At 67.1% G+C, this 24,799-nt stretch carries 26 protein-coding genes and 1 pseudogene; 15 read left to right on the forward strand and 12 right to left on the reverse strand.

What is annotated here, in order from left to right:
* Window positions 1-7 precede the first annotated feature (7 nt).
* Window positions 8-859: a formyltetrahydrofolate deformylase gene (purU, locus tag U8L64_RS11850; RefSeq protein ID WP_043295889.1), complete on the reverse strand. Its 852-nt coding sequence runs from the start codon at window positions 857-859 to the stop codon at window positions 8-10.
* A gap of 371 nt (window positions 860-1,230) precedes the next feature.
* On the opposite strand from purU, the gene mvaT reads away from it, so the two are divergent.
* Entirely contained in the window at window positions 1,231-1,611 is a 381-nt protein-coding gene (mvaT, locus tag U8L64_RS11855) for a histone-like nucleoid-structuring protein MvaT (RefSeq protein ID WP_054093637.1), read from the forward strand.
* Window positions 1,612-1,685: 74 nt separating this feature from the next.
* Here mvaT and sbcB read toward each other — a convergent pair whose 3' ends face one another.
* On the reverse strand, window positions 1,686-3,122 hold the full coding sequence (gene sbcB / locus U8L64_RS11860; RefSeq protein WP_234301944.1) for an exodeoxyribonuclease I: 1,437 nt from the start codon (window positions 3,120-3,122) through the stop codon (window positions 1,686-1,688).
* Between the two features lie 133 nt (window positions 3,123-3,255).
* Here sbcB and U8L64_RS11865 point away from each other — a divergent pair.
* From U8L64_RS11865 to U8L64_RS11890, 6 genes and pseudogenes are all read left to right on the forward strand, one after another.
* Window positions 3,256-3,948 (forward strand): annotated as a pseudogene (locus tag U8L64_RS11865) (RDD family protein); the annotation flags it as partial.
* Between the two features lie 9 nt (window positions 3,949-3,957).
* Complete coding sequence (locus U8L64_RS11870; protein WP_054093668.1) at window positions 3,958-4,938, forward strand: stage II sporulation protein M; 981 nt, start codon at window positions 3,958-3,960, stop codon at window positions 4,936-4,938.
* On the forward strand, window positions 4,925-6,448 hold the full coding sequence (locus tag U8L64_RS11875) for a DUF4129 domain-containing protein (protein WP_333397591.1): 1,524 nt from the start codon (window positions 4,925-4,927) through the stop codon (window positions 6,446-6,448). Before U8L64_RS11870 ends, U8L64_RS11875 begins: the two co-directional genes overlap by 14 nt.
* Window positions 6,445-7,602, forward strand: coding sequence for a DUF4350 domain-containing protein (locus tag U8L64_RS11880; protein ID WP_333397594.1), 1,158 nt, complete (start codon window positions 6,445-6,447; stop codon window positions 7,600-7,602). The genes U8L64_RS11875 and U8L64_RS11880 overlap by 4 nt, the downstream gene beginning before the upstream one ends.
* Entirely contained in the window at window positions 7,599-8,600 is a 1,002-nt protein-coding gene (locus U8L64_RS11885) for an AAA family ATPase (protein ID WP_333397597.1), read from the forward strand. Before U8L64_RS11880 ends, U8L64_RS11885 begins: the two co-directional genes overlap by 4 nt.
* 31 nt (window positions 8,601-8,631) lie before the next feature.
* Window positions 8,632-9,963, forward strand: a complete 1,332-nt coding sequence (locus U8L64_RS11890) for a DUF58 domain-containing protein (protein WP_301619951.1) — start codon at window positions 8,632-8,634, stop codon at window positions 9,961-9,963.
* A 9-nt stretch (window positions 9,964-9,972) separates the two neighbouring features.
* On the opposite strand, the gene U8L64_RS11895 is transcribed toward U8L64_RS11890, so the two are convergent.
* Genes U8L64_RS11895 through U8L64_RS11905 form a run of 3 tightly spaced genes read right to left on the reverse strand, consistent with a single transcriptional unit; the run spans window position 9,973 to window position 11,285 of the window.
* Complete coding sequence (locus tag U8L64_RS11895; RefSeq protein WP_138299369.1) at window positions 9,973-10,401, reverse strand: PilZ domain-containing protein; 429 nt, start codon at window positions 10,399-10,401, stop codon at window positions 9,973-9,975.
* 48 nt (window positions 10,402-10,449) lie between these two features.
* Window positions 10,450-10,872 carry a DUF4124 domain-containing protein gene (locus tag U8L64_RS11900; protein ID WP_138299368.1) on the reverse strand — a complete coding sequence of 141 codons (423 nt, stop codon included), beginning with the start codon at window positions 10,870-10,872 and terminating at the stop codon, window positions 10,450-10,452.
* 35 nt (window positions 10,873-10,907) lie between these two features.
* Window positions 10,908-11,285: a tetratricopeptide repeat protein gene (locus tag U8L64_RS11905; RefSeq protein WP_043295880.1), complete on the reverse strand. Its 378-nt coding sequence runs from the start codon at window positions 11,283-11,285 to the stop codon at window positions 10,908-10,910.
* 156 nt (window positions 11,286-11,441) lie between these two features.
* On the opposite strand from U8L64_RS11905, the gene pyk reads away from it, so the two are divergent.
* The gene (pyk, locus tag U8L64_RS11910) at window positions 11,442-12,896 is read left to right on the forward strand and encodes a pyruvate kinase (protein WP_009867860.1); all 1,455 of its coding nucleotides are present in this window, start codon (window positions 11,442-11,444) and stop codon (window positions 12,894-12,896) included.
* Between the two features lie 80 nt (window positions 12,897-12,976).
* On the opposite strand, the gene U8L64_RS11915 is transcribed toward pyk, so the two are convergent.
* A complete protein-coding gene (locus U8L64_RS11915) occupies window positions 12,977-13,915 on the reverse strand; it encodes an iron-sulfur-binding ferredoxin reductase (RefSeq protein ID WP_234301938.1) in 939 nt (312 codons plus the stop codon).
* A complete protein-coding gene (locus U8L64_RS11920) occupies window positions 13,908-15,035 on the reverse strand; it encodes a GGDEF domain-containing protein (RefSeq protein WP_054093630.1) in 1,128 nt (375 codons plus the stop codon). The genes U8L64_RS11915 and U8L64_RS11920 overlap by 8 nt, the downstream gene beginning before the upstream one ends.
* 196 nt (window positions 15,036-15,231) lie before the next feature.
* Between U8L64_RS11920 and U8L64_RS11925 the strand changes: the two genes are divergently transcribed.
* A complete protein-coding gene (locus U8L64_RS11925; protein WP_003287184.1) occupies window positions 15,232-16,755 on the forward strand; it encodes a fumarate hydratase in 1,524 nt (507 codons plus the stop codon).
* Window positions 16,756-16,818: 63 nt separating this feature from the next.
* Here U8L64_RS11925 and U8L64_RS11930 read toward each other — a convergent pair whose 3' ends face one another.
* From U8L64_RS11930 to U8L64_RS11945, 4 genes are all read right to left on the reverse strand, one after another.
* The gene (locus tag U8L64_RS11930; RefSeq protein ID WP_009867864.1) at window positions 16,819-17,040 is read right to left on the reverse strand and encodes a VF530 family DNA-binding protein; all 222 of its coding nucleotides are present in this window, start codon (window positions 17,038-17,040) and stop codon (window positions 16,819-16,821) included.
* Between the two features lie 59 nt (window positions 17,041-17,099).
* Complete coding sequence (locus U8L64_RS11935) at window positions 17,100-17,681, reverse strand: DJ-1/PfpI family protein (protein ID WP_333397614.1); 582 nt, start codon at window positions 17,679-17,681, stop codon at window positions 17,100-17,102.
* Between the two features lie 60 nt (window positions 17,682-17,741).
* Window positions 17,742-18,899: a phospholipase D-like domain-containing protein gene (locus U8L64_RS11940; protein ID WP_333397884.1), complete on the reverse strand. Its 1,158-nt coding sequence runs from the start codon at window positions 18,897-18,899 to the stop codon at window positions 17,742-17,744.
* A 210-nt stretch (window positions 18,900-19,109) separates the two neighbouring features.
* Window positions 19,110-20,048 (reverse strand): acyl-CoA dehydrogenase, encoded by a 939-nt coding sequence (locus U8L64_RS11945; RefSeq protein ID WP_333397617.1) that lies wholly within the window; start codon window positions 20,046-20,048, stop codon window positions 19,110-19,112.
* Window positions 20,049-20,223: 175 nt separating this feature from the next.
* Here U8L64_RS11945 and olsB point away from each other — a divergent pair, with 175 nt between their 5' ends.
* From olsB to U8L64_RS11960, 3 genes are read left to right on the forward strand one after another with little or no spacing between them, the layout of a single operon-like run.
* On the forward strand, window positions 20,224-20,970 hold the full coding sequence (olsB, locus tag U8L64_RS11950) for an L-ornithine N(alpha)-acyltransferase (protein ID WP_003287192.1): 747 nt from the start codon (window positions 20,224-20,226) through the stop codon (window positions 20,968-20,970).
* Entirely contained in the window at window positions 20,970-21,740 is a 771-nt protein-coding gene (locus U8L64_RS11955; RefSeq protein WP_333397621.1) for a lysophospholipid acyltransferase family protein, read from the forward strand. Before olsB ends, U8L64_RS11955 begins: the two co-directional genes overlap by 1 nt.
* A gap of 33 nt (window positions 21,741-21,773) precedes the next feature.
* Window positions 21,774-22,349 (forward strand): acyl carrier protein phosphodiesterase, encoded by a 576-nt coding sequence (locus tag U8L64_RS11960; RefSeq protein ID WP_043295874.1) that lies wholly within the window; start codon window positions 21,774-21,776, stop codon window positions 22,347-22,349.
* A gap of 9 nt (window positions 22,350-22,358) precedes the next feature.
* Here U8L64_RS11960 and U8L64_RS11965 read toward each other — a convergent pair whose 3' ends face one another.
* Window positions 22,359-22,811 carry a flavodoxin gene (locus U8L64_RS11965; protein ID WP_003287196.1) on the reverse strand — a complete coding sequence of 151 codons (453 nt, stop codon included), beginning with the start codon at window positions 22,809-22,811 and terminating at the stop codon, window positions 22,359-22,361.
* A gap of 205 nt (window positions 22,812-23,016) precedes the next feature.
* Here U8L64_RS11965 and U8L64_RS11970 point away from each other — a divergent pair, with 205 nt between their 5' ends.
* From U8L64_RS11970 to folX, 3 genes are read left to right on the forward strand one after another with little or no spacing between them, the layout of a single operon-like run.
* Complete coding sequence (locus tag U8L64_RS11970; RefSeq protein WP_003287197.1) at window positions 23,017-23,631, forward strand: PilZ domain-containing protein; 615 nt, start codon at window positions 23,017-23,019, stop codon at window positions 23,629-23,631.
* Between the two features lie 60 nt (window positions 23,632-23,691).
* Complete coding sequence (gene folM / locus U8L64_RS11975) at window positions 23,692-24,402, forward strand: dihydromonapterin reductase (protein ID WP_273527683.1); 711 nt, start codon at window positions 23,692-23,694, stop codon at window positions 24,400-24,402.
* A gap of 20 nt (window positions 24,403-24,422) precedes the next feature.
* Entirely contained in the window at window positions 24,423-24,797 is a 375-nt protein-coding gene (gene folX, locus U8L64_RS11980) for a dihydroneopterin triphosphate 2'-epimerase (RefSeq protein WP_003287200.1), read from the forward strand.
* Window positions 24,798-24,799: the final 2 nt, after the last annotated feature.

Raw genomic sequence — 24,799 nt, forward strand, 5'->3', positions numbered from 1 at the left:
TCCACGATCAGTTGAATACCAGCGTCTTGTTGCTGTGCACTAGCACGCGATCCTGCAAGTGATAGCGCAGGCCGCGCGATAGCACCATCTTTTCCACGTCCTTGCCCAGCCGCACCATGTCCTCGACGCTGTCGCGGTGGCTGACGCGCACCACGTCCTGCTCGATGATCGGGCCGGCGTCCAGCTCCTCGGTCACGTAATGACAGGTCGCCCCGATCAGCTTCACGCCACGCAGCGACGCCTGGTGATACGGCTTGGCACCGACGAAGGACGGCAGGAAGCTGTGGTGGATGTTGATCACGCGCTGGGCGAATTCCTCGCACAGCTCCGACGGCAGAATCTGCATGTAGCGCGCCAACACGATGACGTCCGCCTCGTGCTCACGCACCAGTCGGGTCACTTCAGCGAATGCCTGCTCCTTGCGGGCCGGATCGACCGGCACGTGGAAATAGGGAATGCCGTGCCACTCGACCATGCTGCGCAGGTCGTCGTGGTTGGAAATCACGCAGGGAATATCGCAATCCAGCTCGCCGCTGTGCCAGCGATGGAGCAGATCGGCCAGGCAGTGCGATTCGCGGCTGGCCATCAGCACCACGCGTTTGCGCCGCTCGGAGTCGGTGATGCGCCACTCCATCGAGAACTCGCGGGCAATCGGTGCGAATGCCTGGCGGAAGCCGTCCAGATCGAACGGCAACGAGTCGGCGCGAATCTCGTGGCGCATAAAGAACCAGCCACTCTGATGATCCGAATGGTGGTTGGCTTCGGTAATCCAGCCGTTATAGGTCGCGAGGAAATTGCTGACCTTGGCCACGATGCCGACGCCGTCGGGACAGGCAATAACCAGCCTGAAAGTGCGCATTAAAGATGACTCCGCTCTAAACAAAAGACGCGGCATTCTAGCCCAGCCACCAACTGGCGCCCATCGGGACAATCGATGGATATCGGCGGTCGGCCGTGCGCCCGACCGGATCGCTTCGGCGATTCGCAAGCGCATAGTCGTTATAACTAGCGAATCTGCCTCGGTGCGTTACGGCAATTATCAAGGTACGTAGCTTTTCGCCGCAGGTCTTGAGTTGTACGTATCCCTTTTTATTGGCAGCAAAGGGCGCCTCGAAGAATGATTTATATACAAATAAAAAACACATTTTCCGGCAGCGGCTATATTTACTTGCAGATTGTGCATGACTATGATTGACGCCACTTGCGTACACCCTATCCCAAGGAAGCCATATGTCTCTCATTAGTGAATACCGCGCCACGGAAGAAGCCATCAAGGAACTTCAAGAGCGGCTGAAATCCCTCTCTGCCGATGACAAGCTGAAGAAGGAACTGGAGTTCGAAGGAAAACTGCGCGAACTCATGGGCGAATACCAGAAGTCGCTGCGCGACATCATCGCCCTGCTCGATCCGGACGCTCGCAGCACCAAGGCTCCGCGCGGTGCAGCCAAGGCGCCGACCGCCAGCAAGCGCGCACGCCGCGTCAAGCAATACAAGAACCCGAATACCGGTGAAGTTATCGAAACCAAAGGCGGCAACCACAAGACTCTGAAAGAGTGGAAAGCCAAGTGGGGCGCCGACACCGTGGAAAGCTGGGCAACTCTGCTCGACTGATTTCTCGGACGAAATAACAGAACGCCGCATCCCTTCACTGGGCTGCGGCGTTTTTGTTTTCCTGCCAAAACAGTTCAGTCGGTTATTGCATAGCGCTCGCGCAGCTGCTGGACATGGCTGCGCCACTGCTCCAGTACTTCGCTCTGCGCCGCAGTTGCCGTGACCGCGTATTGTCGAAGTCCTTCCTCGAATTGCTGCAGGGTATTCGGCGCACCATACCGCGCCTCGATCAAGCGTTGCCGGCAGAAGCTCGCCCACTGCTCCCGCTCGGCCGCCGACAACGCTTCGGGAAAGTTGCGTGCGCGGTAGCGAAACAGCAGCTCAGCCAGACGCGGATCATCGAATGGCCAGCGGCGCGCGGCACATTCTGCCGCCGAGAGGCTGCGCACCTGCTCGCATAACCGCCGATCACGGTCACCGAGAAAGCCATCGTAGAGTTGCTGTTCGGGATCGAGGCATTCCTCGAAGGCTTCCTGTTCGTAGATCTGCCCCAGTTTCGGCAACCACGCCTCCCGGGTTTCGCACAGCCAGCGGGCGCGCTGCAGGCACTGCGTCAGATCGAGCTGCAGACGCGCCAGGTCGCCTTCGCGCAGCACGCTCAACGGCGCCAGCACCGGGCAACGATTGACGTGCACCAGCTTCAAGGGCACCGGCAGCGCCTCCGCGGCCAGCTCGTCGCGGCGGGTATACAGACGCTCGCGCAGGGTCTGCGCGCTTTCATCGCAGAGCAGCGCCGGCTCGGCCTGCAGGTCGCAGACGATCAGCGCATTGCGGTTGAGCGGATGCCAGGCCAGCGGCAGCACCACAGCCAGATAATGACGCTCGGCCGAAAAACGCCCGGACACATGCACCAGCGGCTTGAGCAGCTCGATCTGGTCCAGCACCGCCTGCTTGCGCCGCAACTGGTACAGATAGTCGTAGAGGCGCGGCTGCCGGTCGCGCAACAACCGCGCCAGCGCGATGGTGGCGCGCACATCGGACAGCGCATCGTGCGCATGCAGGTGTTCCAGCCCGTTGGCGACCGTCAGGCGGTCGAGCTTGAGGGTCACCCGGCCGTTCTCCTGTGGCCATTCGATGCCCTCCGGACGCAACGCATAGGCGGTGCGCACGAGGTCGATCAGGTCCCAGCGGCTGTTGCCGCCCTGCCACTCACGCGCGTAGGGATCGAAGAAGTTGCGATACAGGCTGTAACGGGTCATCTCGTCGTCGAAGCGCAGGTTGTTGTAACCGGCGCCGCAGGTGCCGGGCAGCGCCAGCTCCTGATGCAGGCGCGTGATGAATTCGGCTTCGCACAGTCCGCGCTCTTGCAAGACGCCCGGCGTGATGCCCGTCACCAGGCAGGCCGCCGGGTGCGGCAGGATGTCGTCGGCGGGGCGGCAATACAGGTTCAGCGGCTCGCCTATCTCCTCCAACGCCTCGTTGGTGCGAATGCCCGCGACTTGCAGCGGCCGGTCGCGGCGCGGCGAGATGCCAGTGGTTTCGTAGTCGTACCAGTAGATGCTCGGGCTCACGCGAAGGTCCTTCTCAGTCATCGGCCGCCAGTCTAACAGTGCCACGCGCGCCACAGCCGCAGCCGTCGCGCATTGATCCGGCGGGCGGTTGCCGCATAGCATCAGCCTCCGCCGCGCGCACAGAGCCCTCGTCTTGCCCTCCCCCCAACCCTCCCCGCCGCTGGATAATCGCCATCGGGTCGAAACGCCCGAGGGTATCGACCTGCTGCTGCGGCCGGCCGGGCTGGTGCCGCGCGCCCTGGCGTTTACCGTGGATCTGGCGCTGCGTGCGGCGATCCTGCTCGCGCTGTTTCTCGGTTTCGGCCTGCTTGGCAAGTTCGGCAGCGGGCTGAGCGCGCTGCTGCTCTTTCTCGTGCAGTGGTGGTACATGGTGCTGTTCGAAGTGCTCAACCAGGGCCGCACCCCCGGCAAGCAGTGGCTGGGCCTTCGCGTGGTGCACGACGACGGCACTCCGGTCGGCTGGGCCGCTTCGCTCACGCGCAACCTGCTGCGTTTCGTCGACATGCTGCCGTTCGGCTATTTCCTCGGCGCCCTGAGCTGCCTGGCGCACCCGGCATTCAAGCGCCTCGGCGATCTGGCCGCCGGCACTTTGGTGGTCTACGTCGAGCGCCCCGGCAGGCGTCCCGCCCTGCCGATCGTGGAGGCACAGCGGCCACCGGTCGAACTGGATCGCGATGGCCAGCGGGCGCTGCTCGATTTCGCCGAACGCCAGGCATCGCTGAGCCCGGAGCGCGCCCAGGAGCTGGCCGCGCTGCTAGCCGAGCCCCTGCACCTGCCCGCCACGCAGGCCGTACCCGGTTTGCTCGCGATGGCCCAGGGGCTGCTGCGCGTGACGCTGAAGCAGGAAGAGTTCGAGCAGCGGCATCAGCCCGAATGGGAGCGCTTCGACGCCCATCTGGATGCTCTCGAACGTCGCCGGACCGCCCCCGACGAGGCCATGGACTTCCCCGCCGCCTACCGTCGCTTATGCCAGCAGCTGGCCCTGGCCGAGCAGCGCGGCTACAGCAGCCCGTTGCTGGAACAGCTGCGCCGGCGGGTGCTGCGCGGCCATCAGCAGCTTTATCGCCAGCGCAGTCCGCTGCTCGGCCGGCTGCTGGGCTTCGTCCTTGGCGGCTTCGCCCGCCTGACACGCGAGGAATGGCGCGGCGTATTCGCCGCCAGCCTGCTGTTCTACGGCAGCCTGCTGGGTATGGGCGTGCTGGTCTATGCGTTCCCCGAGCTGGCCTACAGCGTGCTGTCGGCCGATCAGGTCGCCGAGATGGAAACCCTCTACGACCCCGACGCCAGTCGGCTCGGGCGCTTCGGCGAGCGCGGCTCGGCCGAGGACTGGATGATGTTCGGCTACTACGTGATGAACAACATCGGCATCGCCTTCCAGACCTTCGCCGGCGGCCTGCTGCTGGGCGTCGGCAGTCTGTTCTTTCTGATGTTCAACGGCCTGACCATCGGCGCAGTCGCCGGACACCTGAGCGAGATCGGCTATCACCAACCGTTCTGGTCGTTCGTCATCGGCCACGGCGCCTTCGAGCTCACGGCCATCACCCTGGCCGGTGCGGCGGGCCTGAAGCTCGGCGCAGCGCTGCTCACACCCGGTCGACTGCGCCGTAGCGAAGCACTGCGCCAGGCCGCCGAACGCGGCGTGCGGCTGGTTGCCGGTGCCACGCTGATGCTGCTGATCGCGGCGTTCATCGAAGCGTACTGGTCGTCGATGACCTACGGCCCGGCCGGCGTTAAGTACGCGGTCGGTGCCCTGCTCTGGTTGCTGGTGGCGCTCTATTTCCTCTTCGCGGGCAGGAATCACCATGCGTCCGGCTGAGGCGAACCTGACGATCCGCCCGCGCAGCGCCTGGGAGGCGCTGGATCTGGGCACGCTGCTGGCGCGACGCCATGCCGGTGTACTGATGTTCGCCTGGGCGGCGCTGACGCTGCCGGTGTTCGGCCTGCTCAGCGCGCTGTGCTGGCAGCAGCCAAGCCTGGCGCTGCTGCTGTTCTGGTGGCTCAAACCCCTCTATGAACGCCTGCCGCTGCATATTCTCTCGCAGGCGGTCTTCGGCCAGACGCCCGGCGTGCGTCAGAGTCTGCGGGCGCTGCCCGGCGTGCTGCGCCCGCAGTGGCTGGCCAGCCTGACCTGGCGCCGCTTCAGCTCGACGCGCAGCTTCGATCTGCCGGTGCTGCAGCTGGAAGGGCTCGCCGGTGCGGCCCGCCAGCGCCGCCTGGCGGTACTCAGCCAGCGCGAGCGCAGCGTGGCGCGCTGGCTCACGGTGGTCGGCATGCACCTGGAAGGCGCGCTCTGGCTCGGTCTGCTGGCGCTGCTGTATTTCTTCCTGCCGGCGCAATTGGCCTACGACAGCTGGAGCTGGGAGGACCTGCTGCGCGCGAACGACGACTGGCTGTGGTTGGAGCACCTGTCCAACCTGCTCTACGTGCTGGTGCTGATTGTCTGGGAGCCGATCTACGTCGCCTGCGGCTTCAGCCTCTACCTGAATCGCCGCACCCGGCTCGAAGCCTGGGACCTGGAACTGGCCTTCCGCCGCCTGCGCGCACACCTGCTGACGGCACTGCCGGCGCTGCTGCTCGGCCTCTGCCTGCTGTCGCCGAATACCCCTGCGTGGGCTGCGAGCGACGGCGCTGCCGCCCCCGCAACCGCCCCCGCACCGTTGAGCCGCGACGAGGCCCGCCAGCGAGTGCGCGACCTGCTCGATCAGCCTCCCTTCACCCAGCGCGAGGCCGTCACCCGCTGGCGTTTCGCCGAATCGCCGGCCGATGCCGAGCCCGGCGTCCTGGCGCGTCTGCTGGAGAACCTGCTGCGGCTCGACTCGTTCTGGCACGGTCGCGAACGCTTGACGCTGCTGATCGAGACCCTGCTGTGGAGCGCGCTGGCACTGCTGGTCGCGTTGCTGCTGTGGCACCGTCGCGACTGGCTGCAGGCCTTCGGTCGGCGCTTGCCGCGACGTGACAGACGTCATCAGCCGCCGGCACAGCTGTTCGGCCTTGCCGTAACCCCGGAAAGCCTGCCGGACGATGTCGCCAGCGCGGCCGAACGGCTCTGGCCGACACAGCCCCGTCAGGCGCTCGGCCTGCTCTATCGCGCCATGCTCAGCCGCCTGCTGCATGACCACCGGTTACCGCTGGTGGCCGGTCATACCGAAGGCGAAGTGCTGGAGGCCGTGCGCACCCTGGCGCAACCCGAGCTGACCACCTTCGCCGCAACCCTCACGCGCCATTGGCAAGGCCTCGCCTATGGCCGGCAGACACCCGACGACGCGGCGTGGGTCACGCTGTGCGCTGCCTGGCGCAGGCTGTTCGAGCCGGAGTCGCGGCCATGAAACGGCGCCTGTTGGTGTTTCTCGGCATGGCGCTGGCGCTACTAGCCGGCGTACGCCTGCTGGCCACGCTGCAGCCCTACGACGAAATCGTCGATCACGGGCCGGCGCCGCAGGCACGTGCCAACCCCTATCTGGCAGCCGAACACTTTCTCGCCGATATCGGCCGCCCGGTCAGCCACAACGAGCACCTGGCCGATCTCGACCAGGCGCCGGCCAAGGGGCATAGCCTGCTGCTGCTCGGTGATCGCAGCCAGCTGACGCCGCGGCAGACCCAGCGGCTGCTCGATTGGGCCGCGCGCGGAGGCCACCTGCTGTTCGTCGCCGAACGGCTATGGAGCGAAGCCGACGGCAAGAGCGGCGATCTGCTGGCGGATCGCCTCAATTTGCAGCAGTACGCCAGCGAGAACCGCGATACCGCGAACACCCAGGGCGAATCGACCAGCGACGAGCAGCAGCCGCAACTGACGCGGCTCTACCTGGACAACGAAGCCAGCCCGGCCTTTCTCGCCTTCGATACCAGCTTTCACCTCTACGATGCGGACAAGCGCGCTCATGCCTGGGCCAACAGCGCCGGCGCTACCCACATGCTGCAGTTGCGTCACGGCGAGGGACTGGTCACCGCCCTGACGGACGCCTGGATCTGGCACAACGACCGCCTCGGTGAATACGACCATGCCTGGCTGCTGTGGTACCTGACCCAGGACAGCCAGGTCACCCTGGTCTACCGCGCCGATCACCCGGGGCTGCCCCGTCTGCTGCTGCGTCATTTTCCCGAGGTGCTGGCCGCCCTTGTGCTGCTCGTCCTGCTCAGCGCCTGGCACTTCGGCCAGCGCCACGGCCCGCTGCAAGCGCCGACCGGACGCGCCCGCCGCCGGCTGCAGGAACACCTGCTGGCTTCGGCGGAGTTCATTCAGCGCCACGGCGGGCGCGCGGTGCTGCTGCAGCGCTTGCAGCAGGACATCCTGCAGCGCGCCGGCCACCGTCATGCCGGTTTCGACCAGTTACCGGCCGCGCAGCAGCACGAACTGCTCGGCACACTGAGCGGACTGCCGGCCGGCACCATCGAACAGGCCATGCGCCCGGCGGCGGACGCCAGCGCCATCGACTTCACCCGGCAGGTCGCCGACCTGCAAGCACTCAGGAATGCCCTATGAGCGAATCCCATGCCGAACCCATTCCCGGCGCCACCGCCAGCCCACGCCAACGCGCGAGCCAGCTGGCACAGGCGCTGCGCGAGGAACTGCGCAAGGCCCTGATCGGCCAGGACGCGGTCATCGACGGCGTGCTGACCGCCTTGATCGCCGGCGGCCACGTGTTGGTCGAAGGCGTGCCGGGCCTGGGCAAGACCCTGCTGGTGCGCGCCCTGGCCCGCTGCTTCGCCGGCGAGTTCAGCCGCATCCAGTTCACCCCGGACCTGATGCCCAGCGACGTCACCGGCCACGCGGTGTACGACCTGCAGAGCGAGCAGTTCAAGCTGCGCAAGGGGCCGGTGTTCACCAACCTGCTGCTGGCCGACGAGATCAACCGCGCCCCGGCCAAGACCCAGGCGGCCCTGCTGGAGGTGATGCAGGAACGCCAGGTGACGCTCGAAGGGCGCGCGCTGGCGGTGCCGCAGCCGTTTCTGGTGATGGCCACGCAGAACCCCATCGAGCAGGAAGGCACCTACCCGCTGCCGGAAGCGGAGCTGGACCGCTTCATGCTCATGCTGCGCATGGACTATCCCGACGCCGAGGCGGAGCTGCGGCTGGTGCGCCAGGTGACCCGCTCGGCCCGCGCCGACATGCTGGATGTCAGCGCGCTGCGACCACAGCTCAGCGCCAAGGATGTGCTGGCATTGCAGAAGATCGCCAGCGACCTGCCGCTGGACGACCAGGTGCTCGACTACGCCGTGCGCCTGGCGCGTGCTACCCGTGACTGGCCGGGGCTGGCGCTGGGAGCCGGGCCACGCGCCTCGATTGCCCTGGTGCGCGGCGCACGGGCGCGGGCGCTGCTGCGCGGTGGCGAGTTCGTCACGCCGGACGACGTCAAGGGCTGCGCGGCGGATGTGCTGCGCCACCGCGTGCGGCTGACGCCGGAGATGGATATCGAGGGGCTGTCGGTGGAACGCGTGCTGCGCCAGCTGCTCGACCAGGTCGCGGCGCCGCGCCTGTGAATCGCCCGTCTGTGATCTGCCGGGTGCGCTCGTGAACCCGTCCGTGCGTCTGCTCGCTGCTGTCGCCGTGCTGCTGATAGCGGGGCTGCCGCTGGGCGTGCTCGATGCCCTCGGCCATGCGCCGGCCAGCGCCTGGCGCTCGCTGTGGTGGGGGCTGCTGCTGGCGCTCGGCCTGCTCGCCGCCGCCGATGCGCTGCGTTTACGGCGTATTGCCACGCCGCAGGTCGAACGCCTGCTACCGGCGCGCTTGCCGCTGGGACACTGGAGCGAGGTACGCCTGCAGCTAGAGCATCGCGGCGTCGCGCCACTGCAGCTGGAAATCTTCGACCACCCGCCGGCGCAGATGGCCTTCGACCAGCTGCCGCGGCACGTTTCGCTGCGGTCCGGCGAGCGGTGCGCGTTCAGTTACCGGCTGCGTCCACTGCAGCGCGGGCAATTCACCTTCGCCCACTGCGAGATCCGTCTGCAGTCGCCGCTCGGCCTGTGGCGCGGCCGGCGCCTGCTGGAACTGCCCGGGCGCACCCGCGTCTACCCGGACTTCGTTCAACTGCATGGCGCCAGCCTACAGGGCGTCGATCATTGGCTGAGCCGGCTCGGCGTCCGCCAGCAGCCACGCCGCGGCCTCGGCCTGGAGTTCCATCAGCTGCGCGAATTCCGCGACGGCGACAGCCTGCGGCAGATCGACTGGAAAGCCACCGCGCGCATGCGCACGCCCATCGCACGCGAATACCAAGATGAGCGCGACCAGCAGATCATCCTGCTGCTCGACTGTGGTCGGCGTATGCGCAGTCAGGACGACGAGCTGGCGCATTTCGACCATGCGCTCAATGCCAGCCTGCTGCTGGCCTATGCCGCGCTGCGCGAGGGCGACGCGGTCGGGCTGCAGACCTTCGCCAGCGATATGCCACGGCGCGTCGCCCCGGCCAAGGGCCAGGCCCAGCTCAGCCAGCTGCTCGACAGCGTCTACGATCTGCAATGCACCCTGCAGCCGGCCGACTTCGCCGCCGCGGCTGATCAGTTGCTGGCGCAGCAGCGGCGCCACGCGCTGGTGATCGTGCTGAGCAACCTGCGCGACGAGGACGACGACGAGCTGCTCGCCGCCATGCGGCGCCTGACGCGCCGGCATCGGGTGCTGCTGGTCAGCCTGCGCGAGGACGTCCTCGACCGCGTGCGTCAGCAGCCGGTGACTAACCTCGACGACGCCCTCGGCTACTGCGCAACGCTGGCGCATCTGGAGCGGCGCGAGGCCCTGTCCCGGCGCCTGATCGCGCACGGCCTGCACGTGCTGGATGCACGTCCGCGCGAGGTGGCGCCCGAGCTGCTCAGCCGTTACCTGGCCTGGAAACGCGCTGGCGTGCTCTGAACCGCCCCGTCAGCGCCCGCAGCAGCAGTCGTGATCGGGCGAGCGATCGGCCGCGAAGGGCGGCGGCTGGGTCAGCGGGGCATGCGGGCTCGGTTGGAAACTGAAGTAATGATGCAGCACGGCGATCATTTCCATGATCTCGGCCGGCGGCGTGATCAGCTCGAAGCCGGTGTCGTAGCTGCCCGGAGTGACGTCCTCGCGCGACCACAGGCTGATGGCGCTGAAATCCACGAAGCGCAGCTGGCCGACCTGCCCGGGAATCTTCAGGCGCATGTCGAAACGTTCCTGCAGCATCATCGGATAGCGGCTGATCAGCATCAGGCCACCCTCGGAGAGGTTACCGATGAAGCCCAGCGGCTTGTCGGTATGGCGATTGAACACGTTCAGGTAATACGGCAGCTGGTGCCGCTGGATGCGACGCTGATTCGAGATATTCATGGTTCGAGCCTGCCTGTGCGCACGCCCCTGCCACTGCTTCCAGTTCGCTCAGTCACATCGTTCGCGAATACGGCTGGCCAGTTGCTGCCGGGCTTTCTCAATTTCGTTTTCACTGTAGTAGACGCGCTCACCCGCTGCATCGGTACGAAAGTAACGTCCGCCACGCTGCAGCACCTCCAGCTCCTCGCGCAGCACCTGACACTCACGCTCGCGCTGCGCCCGCTGCTGCCCGGCCCGCTCGCCGGCGAGCTGGCGCTCCTCGCGCCGTGCCTCGAAGAACTTCTCGCTGCGCTGTTCGCGCTGTCGCGTCGCCTCGTCGCGCTCGACCACCTGCGGTCGCACGTCGACCCGCTCGGCGCCCGCCGCCGGACGCTGACCGAAATGCACCTGGCCTTGGGCATCGGTCCAGCGGTAGATCTCGGCCATCGCCAGCATGGGCGCCAGAGCCAGCAGCAATAACAGCACGCGCATCATTCCCTCCGTGGATGAGCTGCTCGCGATGCGCCTCAGGGGCGTGCCGGGTGGCTGATCGCGGGTTCGGCGGGCTCATAGTGCCCGAGCTGGCGCAGCGTCTCCAGTCGCGCGGCGGCGCGATAGGCGTATTCGCTGGCCGGGTAGCGCATGCGGATGAAGCGGTAGGTCTGTGCCGCATCGACGTACAGCCCCTGACGCTCCAGGCATTGGCCACGCAGTAGGGAAATTTCCGGCTGCACCTCGCCACGTCCGCGCGTGCGGCGCTCGGCCTGCGACAGGGCGAGCATGGCGCCACCGCAGTCGCCGGCCTCGTAACGGCTGTAAGCCTCGTTGAGCTGGCGATCAACGGCGTGCTGGCTGCTGCAGCCAACGGTGAACAGGGTCAGACAGGTAATAATCAGGGTACGCATGGATAGCTCCTCCGGCGCCGGCTTATCGGCCGCGGGGTAAAAAACTGCAGGCCATCCGGCGGCCTTTCGCATGGGCGAAAGAGTAGTGCCGCATAACGATGACTACAGCGAACGGGCATAGTAGCCTCGCGGCCAGACCGAAAAAGGAGCCATCGAATGACACCGCGTCGCACCAAGATTGTCGCCACCCTGGGCCCGGCCAGCAGCTCGCCCGAAGTCCTGGAAAAGATGATCCTCGCCGGGCTGGACGTCGCCCGCCTGAACTTTTCCCACGGCTCGCCCGATGAACATCGCGCCCGTGCCGAACTGGTGCGCACCATCGCCGCCCGCCACGGCCGCTTCGTCGCGCTGCTGGGCGATCTGCAAGGCCCGAAGATCCGCATCGCCAAGTTTGCCAACAAGCGCATCGAGTTGAAGGAAGGCGACCGTTTCCGCTTCTCCGTCACTCACCCGCGCGATGCCGGCACCCAGGAAGTGGTCGGCATCGACTACCCGGACCTGGTCAAGGATTGCGGCGTCGGTGACGAGCTGCTGCTGGACGATGGCCGCGTGGTCATGCGTGTCGACGCCGCCACCGCCGACGAACTGCACTGCACCGTGCTGATCGGCGGCCCGCTGTCGGACAACAAGGGCATCAACCGCCGTGGCGGCGGCCTCACCGCGCCGGCGCTGACCGCCAAGGACAAAGCCGACATCAAACTGGCCGCCGACCTCGAACTGGACTACCTGGCCGTGTCCTTCCCGCGCGACGCCGCCGATATGGATCTGGCCCGCCGCCTGCGCGACGAGGCCGGCTCCAGCGCCTGGCTGATCGCCAAGATCGAACGCGCCGAAGCGGTCGCCGACGATGAAGCCCTGGACGGCCTGATCCGCGCCAGCGACGGCGTGATGGTCGCGCGTGGCGACCTGGGCGTGGAAATCGGCGACGCCGAGCTGGTCGGCATCCAGAAGAAGATCATTCTGCACGCCCGGCGCAACAACAAGGTGGTGATCACCGCGACCCAGATGATGGAGTCGATGATCCACAACCCGATGCCAACCCGCGCGGAAGTGTCCGATGTCGCCAACGCCGTGCTCGACTACACCGACGCGGTGATGCTCTCGGCCGAGAGCGCCGCCGGCGAGTACCCGGTCGAGGCAATCAAGGCCATGGCGCGCGTGTGCTGCGGCGCCGAGAAGCATCCGACCAGTACCAAATCCGGCCACCGTCTGGGGCAGACTTTCAGCCGCTGCGACGAGAGCACGGCGCTGGCGGCGATGTACACCGCCAACCACTTCCCGGGCGTCAAGGCCATCATCAGCCTGACCGAAAGCGGCTACACCCCGCTGATCATGTCGCGCATCCGCTCGGCGGTGCCGATTTTCGCCTTCTCGCCGCACCGCGAAACCCAGGCCCGCGTGGCGCTGTTCCGTGGCGTGCAGACGATCCCCTTCGATCCGGCCGTGCTGCCGGCCGACAAGGTCAGCCAGATGGCGGTCGAGGAGCTGCTCAAGCGCAACATGGTGCAGCCCGGCGACTGGGTGATCCTGACCAAGGGCGACAGCTACCACGACAGCACCGGCGGCACCAACACGCTGAAGATCCTTCAGGTCGGCGCTCCGCTGAACTGATCGACCACGCGAGCCGGCCCGCCGGCTCGCGCCTTCCCTTGCAACGCATGGCCGCTGCCCATCGCAGTTCGGCCGAGCACTCAGTCCTCGCTCACATTCCGCTCGATGAAGGTGTCGCTGAACACCTGTCCGCGCGGCAGGCCGGCCAGAAACAGCCGTCGGCAGCACGCGGCAACGAAATCGGCATGACCGCAGACCAGCGCAATCTCCTGTCGCGACGCGATTCGCAGTGCCTGATCGTTCCACGGCTGATCCGCGTCGAGCCACTGCACGTCGAGATCATGCTGCTGCGCGAGCTGCAGCAGCGGTTCGGCCAGGTAGGAGGTGCCGTGCGTGCGATGCAGCAGGCGGATCGGCCCGGCATGGCCTTGGCGCAGCGCCTCGCGCAGCACCGCCCAGAGCGGCGCCAGGCCCGTACCGCTGGCAAGCAACAACAGCGGGCGCTCCGCCCAGTCCGGGTCGTAATGCAATGCGCCACCGTGCAGCTGCCCCAGCCGCAGGCCATCGCCAGTGCGCAAGCGGCGCGCCGCCTCGCTGAAGGCACCCGGGCGGTGACAGTCGAGATGAAATTCCAGCCAGCGATCGTCGTCCGGCAGGCTCGCCAGTGAGTAGGGTCGCGCGATGCCGTCCGGCGTCCACAGCAGCAGGTGCTGGCCGGCGCGGTAGCGCAGCGGTCGTTCGGGCAACAGGCGCAGGCGCAGCACGTCGCGCCGCAGCCAGTCGACCGCCTGCACCTGCGCCGCCAGGCCATCGCGGACGGGATCGAACAGCTCCACCTGCAGATCGCCATCGATCCGGCACTGGCAGGCCAATCGCCAGCCCTGCTCGCGCTGCGTGGCCGGCAGCGCCTCGGGACGCTCATCGAGCGGTTCGCCACCGCGGCAGCGCACCATGCAGGCCTGGCAGCTGCCCGCCCGGCAGCTGTAAGGCACGCGCAGTCCAGCCGCATTCAGCGCATCGAGCAGATTGCTGCCGGTTGCCACCGTCCAGCGCCGACCGGCACACGCCAGTTCAGGCATTGTCGGACGTCCAGGCCGCCTCGCAGCGGTTGCGCCCGCCGCGCTTGGCGCGATACAGCGCCTCGTCGGCGCGCTGCAGGGAGGCATCGAGATCGTCGCCGGCGTTCAGGAGCGTCAGCCCGACCGACAGACTCAGCTGCCCCACCGGGATGCCCGGGTCCACCGGCTGGGCGTTGGCGAACGCCTCGCGCAAGCGTTCGCAGCAGATGCCGAACTGTTCGGCGTCGGTATCCGGCAGCAACAGCACGAATTCCTCGCCGCCGTAGCGGGCCAGCACGTCGCCGTCGCGCAGGCAGGCCCGCGCAATCGCCGCAAAGGTCTGCAGCACCCGGTCGCCTGCGGCATGACCGTGCACATCGTTGATCCGCTTGAAATGATCGAGATCGATCAGCGCCAGGCCGATCTGATGCCCCTTGCGCAGCCGCGCCAGCTCACCTTCGGCGATGCGCAGGAAACGCCGGCGGTTGTAGAGGCCGGTCAGCTCGTCCGTGGACGCCAGATCCTCGAGCTGGCGCAACATGCCGCGCAATGTGTCCTGGTGGACCTGCAGGGCAAAGCGGCGCTGGCGCATGCGCTGACGCAGCTGGTAGACGTAGTTGACGAACAGGCACATCCACACCAGCGTCACCAGCAGTACGGACGCCTCGAGCAGGAACGCCGCCGGCTCGGCGAGGCGCCCCAGGTGGAAGTCCAGCAGGGTGAGCCCGACGAAGCTGAGAAACGCCAGCACGGCATAGCGGATGAAGATTCTCGGCGGCAAAAACACCGCGAACATCAGCACCAGCAGGTAAAGCACCAGCAGCGAACCGCGAGCGCTACCCAGGTTGAACAGCAGGCAGGTCAGCCACAGCAGCGCCACCAGCACCTGCGGCTGGGTCAGGCTCGGGTCCCGGAAGCGCTGGTTGAAGCCGCTCCAGAACAGCGCGAGGAACACCAGCTGGCTGAGCACGATGAGCAGCGAGCTGCCCAGCGCGACGGAGACCGGCGCGGTATAGAAACCCGCCGCAACCGACACCCAGGTCAGCAGCAACGCCAGCCCGTAGGTCAGCGCCGCCAGCGCGAACCGTTTCATTACCAACTGCTGCAACGCCTGCTGATCAAGCTCGACACGCGCACTCATAGGGATCCATCCCGCCGTGGCAATGGGTCGCACTCTACGCGAGCAAATTTCAAAAACCTAGCCAACATCCCTTCGCTCCCGGTCCATCCGTGTACCCGCCAGCCCGACGCGTTATACTGCCGCGCCTTTTTCACTCGGCACGCCGGCTGCCACGCTCGACGCGCCGAATCCCCGCCCCGTCAAGAGGACGCGCTGCATGACCGTGATCAAGCAAGACGACCTGATTCAAAGCGTCGCCGACGCTTTGCAGTTCATTTCTTACTACCACCCCGTCGACTTCATCCAGGCGATGCACGAAGCCTACCTGCGTGAAGAATCGCCGGCCGCGCGCGACTCGATGGCGCAGATCCTGATCAACTCGCGCATGTGCGCCACCGGTCACCGGCCGATCTGCCAGGACACCGGCATCGTCACCGTGTTCGTCCGCGTCGGCATGGACGTGCGCTGGGACGGCGCCACCATGAGCCTGGACGACATGATCAACGAGGGCGTGCGCCGCGCCTACAACCTGCCGGAAAACGTGCTGCGTGCTTCGATCCTGGCCGACCCGGCAGGTTCCCGCAAGAACACTAAGGACAATACCCCGGCCGTTATCCACTACTCCATCGTTCCCGGCGACAAGGTGGAAGTGGACGTCGCAGCCAAGGGCGGCGGCTCCGAGAACAAATCGAAGATGGCCATGCTCAACCCGTCCGACTCGATCGTCGACTGGGTGCTCAAGACCGTGCCGGAAATGGGCGCCGGCTGGTGCCCGCCGGGCATGCTCGGCATCGGCATCGGCGGTACCGCCGAAAAGGCCGCGGTGATGGCCAAGGAAGTCCTGATGGACCCGATCGACATCCACGAGCTGAAGGCCCGCGGCCCGCAGAACCGCATCGAGGAGCTGCGCCTGGAGCTGTTCGAGAAGGTCAACCAGCTGGGCATCGGCGCCCAGGGCCTCGGCGGCCTGACCACGGTGCTCGACGTGAAGATCATGGATTATCCGACCCACGCCGCTTCGCTGCCGGTGTGCATGATCCCCAACTGCGCCGCCACCCGCCACGCGCACTTCGTGCTCGACGGCTCCGGCCCGGCCAGCCTGGAAGCGCCGTCGCTGGACGCCTACCCGGAAATCGTCTGGGAAGCCGGCCCGAGCGCTCGCCGCGTCAACCTCGACACCATCACCCCGGAAGAAGTGCAGAGCTGGAAGCCGGGCGAGACCATCCTGCTCAACGGCAAGATGCTCACCGGCCGCGACGCCGCGCACAAGCGCATGGTCGACATGCTGAACAAGGGCGAGGAGCTGCCGGTGGACCTCAAGGGCCGCTTCATCTACTACGTCGGCCCGGTCGATCCAGTCGGTGACGAAGTAGTCGGCCCGGCTGGCCCGACCACTGCCACGCGGATGGACAAGTTCACCCGGCAGATCCTGGAAAGCACCGGCCTGCTGGGCATGATCGGCAAGTCCGAGCGCGGCCCGATCGCCATCGAGGCGATCAAGGACAACAAGGCCGTGTACCTGATGGCCGTCGGCGGCGCCGCCTACCTGGTCGCCCAGGCGATCAAGAAGTCCAAGGTGCTGGCCTTCGCCGAACTGGGCATGGAAGCGATCTACGAGTTCGAGGTGAAGGACATGCCCGTTACCGTCGCCGTCGACACCAAGGGCGAATCGGTGCACATCACCGGCCCGGCGATCTGGAAGCAGAAGATCGCCGACAGCCTGGCGGTGGAAGTGCAGTAATCGTCTCAGCGGCAAACGAAAAGCCCGGCTAGTGCCGGGCTTTTTGCTTTCGCATCGCGCGGATCAGCCGCGGCGGCGCAGCTGCACGAACAGCGCTTCGACCTTCTGCCGCGCCCACGGCGTGCGGCGCAGGAACGTCAGGCTCGACTTGATGCTCGGCTCGCTCTTGAAGCAGCGGATATCGACCCGCTGCGCCAGCCCTTCCCAGCCGTAGTGCGCCTGCAGTTCGACCAGCATCGCCTCGAGGGTGACGCCGTGCAGTGGATTGTTCGGGGCGCTGCTCACCTGCGGTTCTCCTTGTTGGTGACGAAAGCGTGGCCGCCGGCGCGCGGCGGTCCGGCATGCTACAGGGTTATCTCGGTGCCGAGCAGCTTGAGGAAGCCCGCCAGCCACGCCGGATGTGCCGGCCAGGCGGGCGCACTGACGAGATTGTCTTGCGTATGCGCCTGATCCACCGGAATGTCGACATACTCGCCACCGGCCAGCTTCACTTCCGGCGCGCAGGCCGGGTAGGCGCTGCAGGCGCGGCCCTTGAGCACGCCGGCGGCAGCCAGCAGCTGCGCACCGTGGCAAACCGCGGCAATCGGCTTGTTCGCCGCATCGAAGGCACGCACCAGCGCCAGCACCTGCTCGTTCAGGCGCAGGTACTCCGGCGCGCGGCCACCGGGAATCACCAGCGCGTCGTAGTCCTCGGCGCGCACGGCGGCGAAGTCGAAGTTCAGCGCAAAGTTGTGCCCGGGTTTCTCACTGTAAGTCTGATCGCCCTCGAAATCGTGAATGGCGGTGCGCACGGTCTGGCCGGCCTGCTTGTCCGGGCACACCGCGTGCACGCGGTGGCCGACCATCTGCAGCGCCTGGAACGGCACCATCGTCTCGTAGTCTTCGGCATAGTCACCGACCAGCATCAGGATGTTCTTCGCTGCCATTGGATCGTCCTCTTTTCCAGATAGGGAGCTGCGCTCCGGTGCAGGGCGGCCATCGGCTGATCAGCCGCCGCGGTTGAAGATGTTGACCAGCAGGCGATCCAGCCAACCCCACATGCGCTGATACAGACGCATGTGCAGCGGTCGGGCATACCAGCTGCGCAGATCGATTTCCTGGCTCTGCTGGAAGTCGCGCTCGAAGCTCTGCACGACCTGCTCGGTGAGCGCCGGATCGATCGCTTCGAGGTTCGCCTCCAGGTTCCAGCGCAGGTTCCAGTGATCGAAATTGCACGAACCAACGCTGACCCAGTCGTCCACCAGCACCATCTTCAGGTGCGAGAAGTGTGGCTGGTATTCGTGGATGCGCACGCCGGCGCGCAGCAACCGCGGGTAGAACCGCTGTCCGGCATAGCGCACCGGCGGATGATCGGTGTTGCGGCTGGTCAGCAGCAGGCGCACCTCCACCCCGCGCCGGGCCGCGTAGATCAGCGCGCGGCGCACCTTGCCGGTAGGCAGGAAATAGGGTGTGGCCAGCCAGATGCGCGTCTGCGCGCGCCGCAGGTTGTGCAACAGGCTGTGCAGAATATCGGTGTGCTGGCGCGCCGCTGCATAGGCCACCCGACCGAGACCCGAGCCGGTCGGCAGCAGCGGAATCCGCGGGATCTTGCGCGGCAGCGGCAGCTGCCAGATGCGTCGGCGCTGGCAGTTCACCCACTGCGCATCGAACAGCGCCTGCCAGTCCTGCAGCAGCGGCCCGCTCATCTCGACCATCACCTCGTGCCAATGCTCGTCCGGACGTTGCGGGTTCCAGAACTGATCGGTGGCACCCGCGCCGCCGACGAAACCGGTGCAGCCGTCGACCAGCAACAGCTTGCGGTGGTCGCGGTGCAGGTTGCGGAACTTCAAGCGCAGCGCCAGCGGGTTGTACAACCGCAGCTCAACGCCCGCGGCGGCGAGACGGTCGCGGCTGGCCTGGCCCATCTTCAGGCAGCCGAAGCCATCGAACAGACAGCGCACCCGCACGCCCCGCGCTGCCACTGCCAGCAGCACCTCCAGCAGACGCTCCAGGCAGCGGCCGTCCTCGACCAGATAGAGTTCCAGATCCACCCGCCGCTCGGCTCGGGCGATGGCCTCGAGCATCGCCGGAAAGAACTGCGGGCCGTCGATCAGCAGGCGAAAACGATTGGCCTTGCGCCAGGGAAATACCGAGCCGGCCAGCATCATCGACGACCAGTCCCGGTGGATACGCCGGCAAGGGCAGGCAAACGAAACAGTGTCATGAAATCCTTTTTCCGATCGAGTCGCCGCGAGGACGGCCATGGCGGTGTGACTGAGGCCGGGGCAGCTTAACCAGTCCGCCGGTCCCGGCAAAGAGCTGCCACCGGCCCAGCACGCGCGCTGGCGAGTCGTCCGGCAGATATCGCCGCCCGTCTATATAGGCGCGCCGCCGCGAGTCGAGTTCCCCTGAATTTCTTCCTCCGTGCCCGCCAGCCCGAGCCGCAGCCAGGCCTTGCGTAGTCGTTCGGCCTGCGCGGCACGCGCCAGTCCGAGCACACCGCGATCGCGCAGCCACATCGCCGACCATTCGCCGGGCGTCGCCGCCAGGGCGCCTTCGAGTTCCGCCTGCAGCGCGGCAAACTGCTCGCTCAACGCCGCCAGCAGCACGTGCGTGGCGGCAGCCTCGACCGGCTGGCGCGCGACTTCCGCCGCGCCGGCCAGCAACCCGACCAGGCGCAGCAGCAGCGCCTGCGACCAGCGATGCTCCAGCGCCACGCCGTACAGCCAGCCGAGCAGCGCGACCAGCACGTAGAGGTCCTCGTGCGTGCGAAAGGGTTTGACGTAGTCGGCCCAGCCGTCGCCCGGCAAACGCTCGCCGATGGCCTCGACCAGCACCAGCCGCCCATGCGCGATATCCGGCAGCAGCGGCAGCGGTGCGCCGGCTTCGAGCACCACCCCGCCAGCGTCGGCCGCGAGCACGTACATGCCCAGCCGCGGTGCATCGCCGATGCGTTCTTCGCGGGCTGGCACCAGCAGCCAGGCGGCCGCATCGCCGGCGGTGACGAAATCCTTGCGGCCGTCCAGACGGCCGTCACGCAGGCGGGTGGTCATGTCGGCCGGGCGCAACCGCCGGTTCTCCGTGGCGCAAAGCGCGCCGAGCCTCGCCGGTGCGTCCGCCCACAGTGCCCGCAACGCCTGCTGGTAGCCGGCGAGAAAGGCCAGCCCCGGCGTCGCCGCCAACCGGCCACCCAGCAGCGCACCGGCGAAGGGTTCGGTGCCAGCCACACGCTGTTGCACCGCGGCGTACCAGTCTTCCAGACGCCCGTCTGCCGGCAGCCGCGCCAGCGGCCCCAGCCATTCATGCCAAGCCATATTGCCTCCCGAACCGCCCGCTGCGGGCGTCACCCAACCATCACCGATCCGTCACAGGCGTGACACGCCAGCTACCTAGCCTGACCCGGCCATCAGATCGACCGAGCGCAACCATAACAACCAGGCGCCGCCGATTACCAACCCGCCACAGCCGGGCGGAACAGGAGTAGACAGCATGAACGCCATCGCTCACCCCCGCAGCACCCGTCAACTGCAGGCCGAGCGCCTGGTCGGCACCGCCGCCCTGCGCGAAGCCCAGGCGCTGCGCTACCGCGTGTTCAGCAGCGAGTTCGACGCTCGCCTGCAAGGCGCCGAGTTCGGTCTGGACATCGATGACTACGATGCGCATTGCAGCCACATCGGCGTGCGCGATCTGTCCAGCGGCGCGCTGGTCGCCACCACGCGCCTGCTCGATCACCTCACCGCGCGGCGCATCGGCCATTTCTACAGCGAGCAGGAGTTCAGCCTGCACGGGCTGGCAGCGCTGGACGAGCCCGTGCTGGAGATCGGCCGTACCTGCGTCGATTCTGCCTATCGCAACGGCGCCACCATCGCCGTGCTCTGGGGCGAGCTGGCCGAGGTGCTCAACCAGGGCGGCTATCGCTACCTGATGGGCTGCGCCAGCATCTCCATGCGTGATGGCGGCGTGCAGGCGCAGGCGATCATGCAGCGCTTGCGCGAGGGCCATCTGAGCACCGAACTGCTGCGCGCTGAACCGAAGACGCCGCTGCCCGCGCTGGAGCTGGCAGCGAACGTCACCGCGCAGCTGCCGCCGCTGCTCAAGGCCTACATGCGCCTGGGCGCGAAGATCTGCGGCGAGCCGTGCTGGGACGCGGACTTCCAGGTCGCCGACGTGTTCATCCTGCTCAAGCGCGACGAGCTCTGCCCGCGTTACGCGCGGCACTTCAAGGCGGCGGTGTGATGCGGCGACTGCGCCGCTACCGGCGGCTGGCACGGATCGCCACGGTGCTGCTGGCGGGTCTGGCGCTCGCCAGCGTCATCGAGCTGGGCCGATGGATCGGCGTGCAGACCTCGATGGCGCGCAAGCAGCGCCTGACCTGCTGGTTCCTTGCCCGTCTGGCGCGGGCACTGCCGCTGCGCGTGCGAATCATCGGCGACCGGCCGCGCGAGCCGATGCTGTGGGTCGCCAACCACATTTCCTGGAGTGACATTCCGCTGCTCGGCGCCCTGCTGCCGATCTCCTTCCTGGCCAAGGCCGAGGTGCGCCAGTGGCCAGTGCTGGGCTGGCTGGCGCAGCAGGCCGGCACGCTGTTCATCCGCCGTGGCGCCGGCGATGCGGGGCGGGTCAGCCGCGAACTGGCCGGGCACCTGCACCAGGGCCGGCATCTGCTGATCTTCCCGGAAGGCACCTCGACCGATGGCAGCACCCTGCGCACCTTCCATTCGCGGCTGTTCGCCTGCGCGGTGGAATGCGGCTGTCCGGTTCAGCCCGTTGCGATCCGCTATCGGCGCGACGGCCAGGCCGATCCGCTGGCGCCGTTCATCGGCGACGACGAGCTGCCCGCGCACCTGCTGCGTCTGCTCGACGCCGAGGTGGCGGAGGTGGAAATCTACCTGCTGCCGCCAATTGCCAGCCATGACCGCAGCCCGCGTGAACTGGCACGCCAGGCGCAGCAAGCGATCGCCCTGCGGTTGTTCGGCGACACCCCGCAACTGCAGCGAGCGGCCTAGCGCCGGCGGCCGGCAACTGGTTAAGCTCGACCGATGAACTACCTCGCACACCTGCACCTGGGCGGCGCTCAGCCGGCCGAACTGCTCGGCAGCCTCTATGGCGATTTCGTCAAGGGACCGCTGCAGGGCCGCTGGCCGGCGCAGATTGAAGCCGGCATTCGCTTGCACCGGCAGATCGACGCCTTCACCGACAGCCATCCGCTGGTGCTGCAGGCCAAGGCGCGCTTCCCGGCCGAGCGGCGGCGCTACGCCGGCATCCTGCTGGATCTGTTCTTCGATCACTGCCTGGCAGCCAACTGGCCGGACTATTCCAGCGAGCCGCTGGAGCAGTTCACCCTGCGTGTCTACCGCGTGCTGCAGAACGAACCGCAGCTGCCCGGCAAGCTGGCGTTGATCGCACCGCGCATGGCGGCGCAGGACTGGCTGGGCAGCTACCGCGAGTTCGCCGTGCTGGAACAGGTGCTGGCTGGCATGAGCCGCAGGCTCAGTCGCCCGGAAGGCCTCGCCGGCGGCCTGGAGGAACTGCAGCAGTTGTACGCGCCGCTGCAGGATGACTTTCGCGCCTTCTATCCGCAGTTGTGCGCCTTCGCCCGCCGCGCCGCGGGCTGAGCGCCCGTCTCAGCCGCGCAGGATTTCGGCGAAGCGCGCCAGCCAGGGCTCGGCATCGACTTCCGGCGTGACCGTCTCGCTGCCATCGATCCGCAGCATTTCCTGCACTTCCCGCACGCCCAGCTCGGCGAAAAGCTCGCGCACCAGCTCGCCACCGCCGCAGAACGTATCGCCATAGCTGGCGTCACCCAAGGCGATCACCCCGCCGGGCAGTCCGTGCCAGGCCGGGAACTGTTCGCGGATGGCCGAATACAGCGGCACGAAGCTGTCCGGCAGCTCACCCATGCCGGTGGTGGAGGTCACCACCAGCAGCGCTTGCGGCGCGAACTCCAGCACCTGCGGCAGTTGCGCGCGCGGATCGTGCCAGGCATCGAAACCGGCGGCCTTGAGCTGGCGCTCGGCATGACGAGCGACGTCCTCGGCGCTGCCGTAAACGCTGCCGGAAAGGATGGCGACTTTCATGAGGGAATCTCCGCAAATTGAAGCCGGCCATTATGCCGCAAGGCGCTCGCCTGTCGGACATCCCGAGGCAGCGAATCGCCAAAATCCGACAACCGTACTGAACTACTCTTGGAAATCACGATCACAGCGCGCAACAAACCGCCCGGCACGGATCGCCGTGCCGCGGTCGTCGGCGCCCGCCGCGCCGACTCCTCGAGGAAGTGACATGGCCGAACGGACAGTCCTGACCAGCGATGAGCTGGCCTTCATCAACAAGCTCATGCATCGCGCGGCCAATGGCCATGGCGAGCGCACCGCCGGCTTTCGCCTCGATGGCGGACCGCAGTCCAACGAGCTGCTGCTGGCGCTGGCGACCCACGCGGAGCTTTCGCTCGAAGCGAAAACCGCCGAGTTCCGCATGAGCTTCCCGGTGCAGCTCAAGGAGGACGAATTTCACAGCCTGCATCTGCATCTGGCGCCGCCGGTCATCTTCGAGCGCGGCCCGATCAACCGGGCCTGGCGCCTGCACCTCGAACAGCCGCTGGCACTGCTCAAGCGCGACGGCGAGGCGAGTCCGCTGCGCGTCTGCGAGCTGTCCTCGCACGGGCTGCTGGTCAAGGCCGGCCGCGGGCGCAAGCCCCCCAAACACTTCCATCTGTGCCTGGCGCTGCCCGACGACGCGCCGCTGGAAGTCGAGGCGCACCGGGTACGCGAGATCGACGACGACCTGGCGGCCTACGAGGTGGAGTTCAACGGCGAGCAGGATGCCGAACGCATCCGCAGCTTCCTCTACCGCCAGCATCGGCGCCTGCATCCCGAGTCGTCCGCCGATCTGGTGTAAGCTGGCCGGCCAGCGCTGCGCACCGGCATGACGACAGCGCCTGACCGACCGAGGCGCCCGATGAGCCAATCCCCGCTTCCCATCCTGATCACCGGCGCCGGCCAGCGAATCGGCCTGCATTGCGCCGAGCGCCTGCTCGACGACGGCCACTCCGTCATCATCAGCTACCGCCGCGAACGCGAAGGCGTGGCGCATCTGCGCAGCCGCGGAGCGATCACGCTGGCGGCCGATTTCGCCGATGCGGCTGGCATTCAGGCCTTCATCGAAACACTCAAGGCGCACACCGACGGCCTGCGTGCCATCGTGCACAACGCTTCGGAATGGCACAGCGAAACACCCGACCAGGAAGCCGAGCTGTTCCAGCGCATGTTCAGCGTGCACATGCTCGCGCCATACCTGATCAACCTGCACGGCGCCGCGCTGCTACGTCACGGCGGCGCCGCGGACATCGTGCACATCGGCGACGACGTCACCCGCCGCGGCAGCAGCAAGCACATCGCCTACGCGGCCAGCAAGGCCGGCCTGGACAACCTCACGCTGTCGTTCGCCGCCAGCCTGGCGCCGCAGATCAAGGTCAACGGCATCGCTCCGGCGCTGATCCAGTTCAATCCCGACGATGACGAGGCCTACCGGCGCAAGGCCCTGGCCAAATCGGCGCTGGGCATCGAGCCCGGCGCCGAGGTGATCTACCAGAGTCTGCGCTATCTGCTCGACAATCCCTACGTCACCGGCACCATCCTCACGGTGAACGGCGGCCGCCACCTGATCTGACCCGCCCACAAGGAGGCCCCATGCCCAGACTGGAACCCTCGATGGCACGCATCCGCGTCAAAGACCTGCGCCTGCGCACGTTCATCGGCATCAAGGAAGAGGAGATCCTCAACAAGCAGGACGTGCTGATCAACCTGACCATGCTCTACCCCGCCGCCGATGCGGTGCGTGACAACGTCATCGACCACGCGCTGAACTACCGCACCATCACCAAGGCGATCATCCGTCACGTCGAGGACAACCGCTTCGCCCTGCTGGAACGCCTCACCCAGGAAATCCTCGACCTGATCATGCAGCACCCGCAGGTGCGCTATGCCGAGGTGGAAGTCGACAAGCCCCACGCGCTGCGCTTCGCCGAGTCCGTCTCGATCACCCTGGCCGCGCACCGCGACTGAAG

This window comes from Pseudomonas sp. FIP_A4, from assembly GCF_036701605.1.
In the GTDB taxonomy this organism is placed as follows: domain Bacteria; phylum Pseudomonadota; class Gammaproteobacteria; order Pseudomonadales; family Pseudomonadaceae; genus Stutzerimonas; species Stutzerimonas phenolilytica.

Coding starts and splice junctions, on each gene's coding strand:
- pyk (WP_009867860.1), top strand. CDS start 11,442: ATGACACCGCGTCGCACCAAGATTGTCGCCACCCTGGGCCCGGCCAGC.
- U8L64_RS11885 (WP_333397597.1), top strand. CDS start 7,599: ATGAGCGAATCCCATGCCGAACCCATTCCCGGCGCCACCGCCAGCCCA.
- U8L64_RS11895 (WP_138299369.1), bottom strand. CDS start 10,401: ATGAATATCTCGAATCAGCGTCGCATCCAGCGGCACCAGCTGCCGTAT.
- U8L64_RS11945 (WP_333397617.1), bottom strand. CDS start 20,048: ATGGCTTGGCATGAATGGCTGGGGCCGCTGGCGCGGCTGCCGGCAGAC.
- folX (WP_003287200.1), top strand. CDS start 24,423: ATGCCCAGACTGGAACCCTCGATGGCACGCATCCGCGTCAAAGACCTG.
- U8L64_RS11900 (WP_138299368.1), bottom strand. CDS start 10,872: ATGCGCGTGCTGTTATTGCTGCTGGCTCTGGCGCCCATGCTGGCGATG.
- folM (WP_273527683.1), top strand. CDS start 23,692: ATGAGCCAATCCCCGCTTCCCATCCTGATCACCGGCGCCGGCCAGCGA.
- U8L64_RS11960 (WP_043295874.1), top strand. CDS start 21,774: ATGAACTACCTCGCACACCTGCACCTGGGCGGCGCTCAGCCGGCCGAA.
- U8L64_RS11915 (WP_234301938.1), bottom strand. CDS start 13,915: ATGCCTGAACTGGCGTGTGCCGGTCGGCGCTGGACGGTGGCAACCGGC.
- U8L64_RS11880 (WP_333397594.1), top strand. CDS start 6,445: ATGAAACGGCGCCTGTTGGTGTTTCTCGGCATGGCGCTGGCGCTACTA.
- U8L64_RS11965 (WP_003287196.1), bottom strand. CDS start 22,811: ATGAAAGTCGCCATCCTTTCCGGCAGCGTTTACGGCAGCGCCGAGGAC.
- U8L64_RS11925 (WP_003287184.1), top strand. CDS start 15,232: ATGACCGTGATCAAGCAAGACGACCTGATTCAAAGCGTCGCCGACGCT.
- U8L64_RS11955 (WP_333397621.1), top strand. CDS start 20,970: ATGCGGCGACTGCGCCGCTACCGGCGGCTGGCACGGATCGCCACGGTG.
- mvaT (WP_054093637.1), top strand. CDS start 1,231: ATGTCTCTCATTAGTGAATACCGCGCCACGGAAGAAGCCATCAAGGAA.
- U8L64_RS11920 (WP_054093630.1), bottom strand. CDS start 15,035: ATGAGTGCGCGTGTCGAGCTTGATCAGCAGGCGTTGCAGCAGTTGGTA.
- U8L64_RS11970 (WP_003287197.1), top strand. CDS start 23,017: ATGGCCGAACGGACAGTCCTGACCAGCGATGAGCTGGCCTTCATCAAC.
- U8L64_RS11905 (WP_043295880.1), bottom strand. CDS start 11,285: ATGCGTACCCTGATTATTACCTGTCTGACCCTGTTCACCGTTGGCTGC.
- purU (WP_043295889.1), bottom strand. CDS start 859: ATGCGCACTTTCAGGCTGGTTATTGCCTGTCCCGACGGCGTCGGCATC.
- olsB (WP_003287192.1), top strand. CDS start 20,224: ATGAACGCCATCGCTCACCCCCGCAGCACCCGTCAACTGCAGGCCGAG.
- U8L64_RS11940 (WP_333397884.1), bottom strand. CDS start 18,899: ATGCTGGCCGGCTCGGTATTTCCCTGGCGCAAGGCCAATCGTTTTCGC.
- U8L64_RS11875 (WP_333397591.1), top strand. CDS start 4,925: ATGCGTCCGGCTGAGGCGAACCTGACGATCCGCCCGCGCAGCGCCTGG.
- U8L64_RS11935 (WP_333397614.1), bottom strand. CDS start 17,681: ATGGCAGCGAAGAACATCCTGATGCTGGTCGGTGACTATGCCGAAGAC.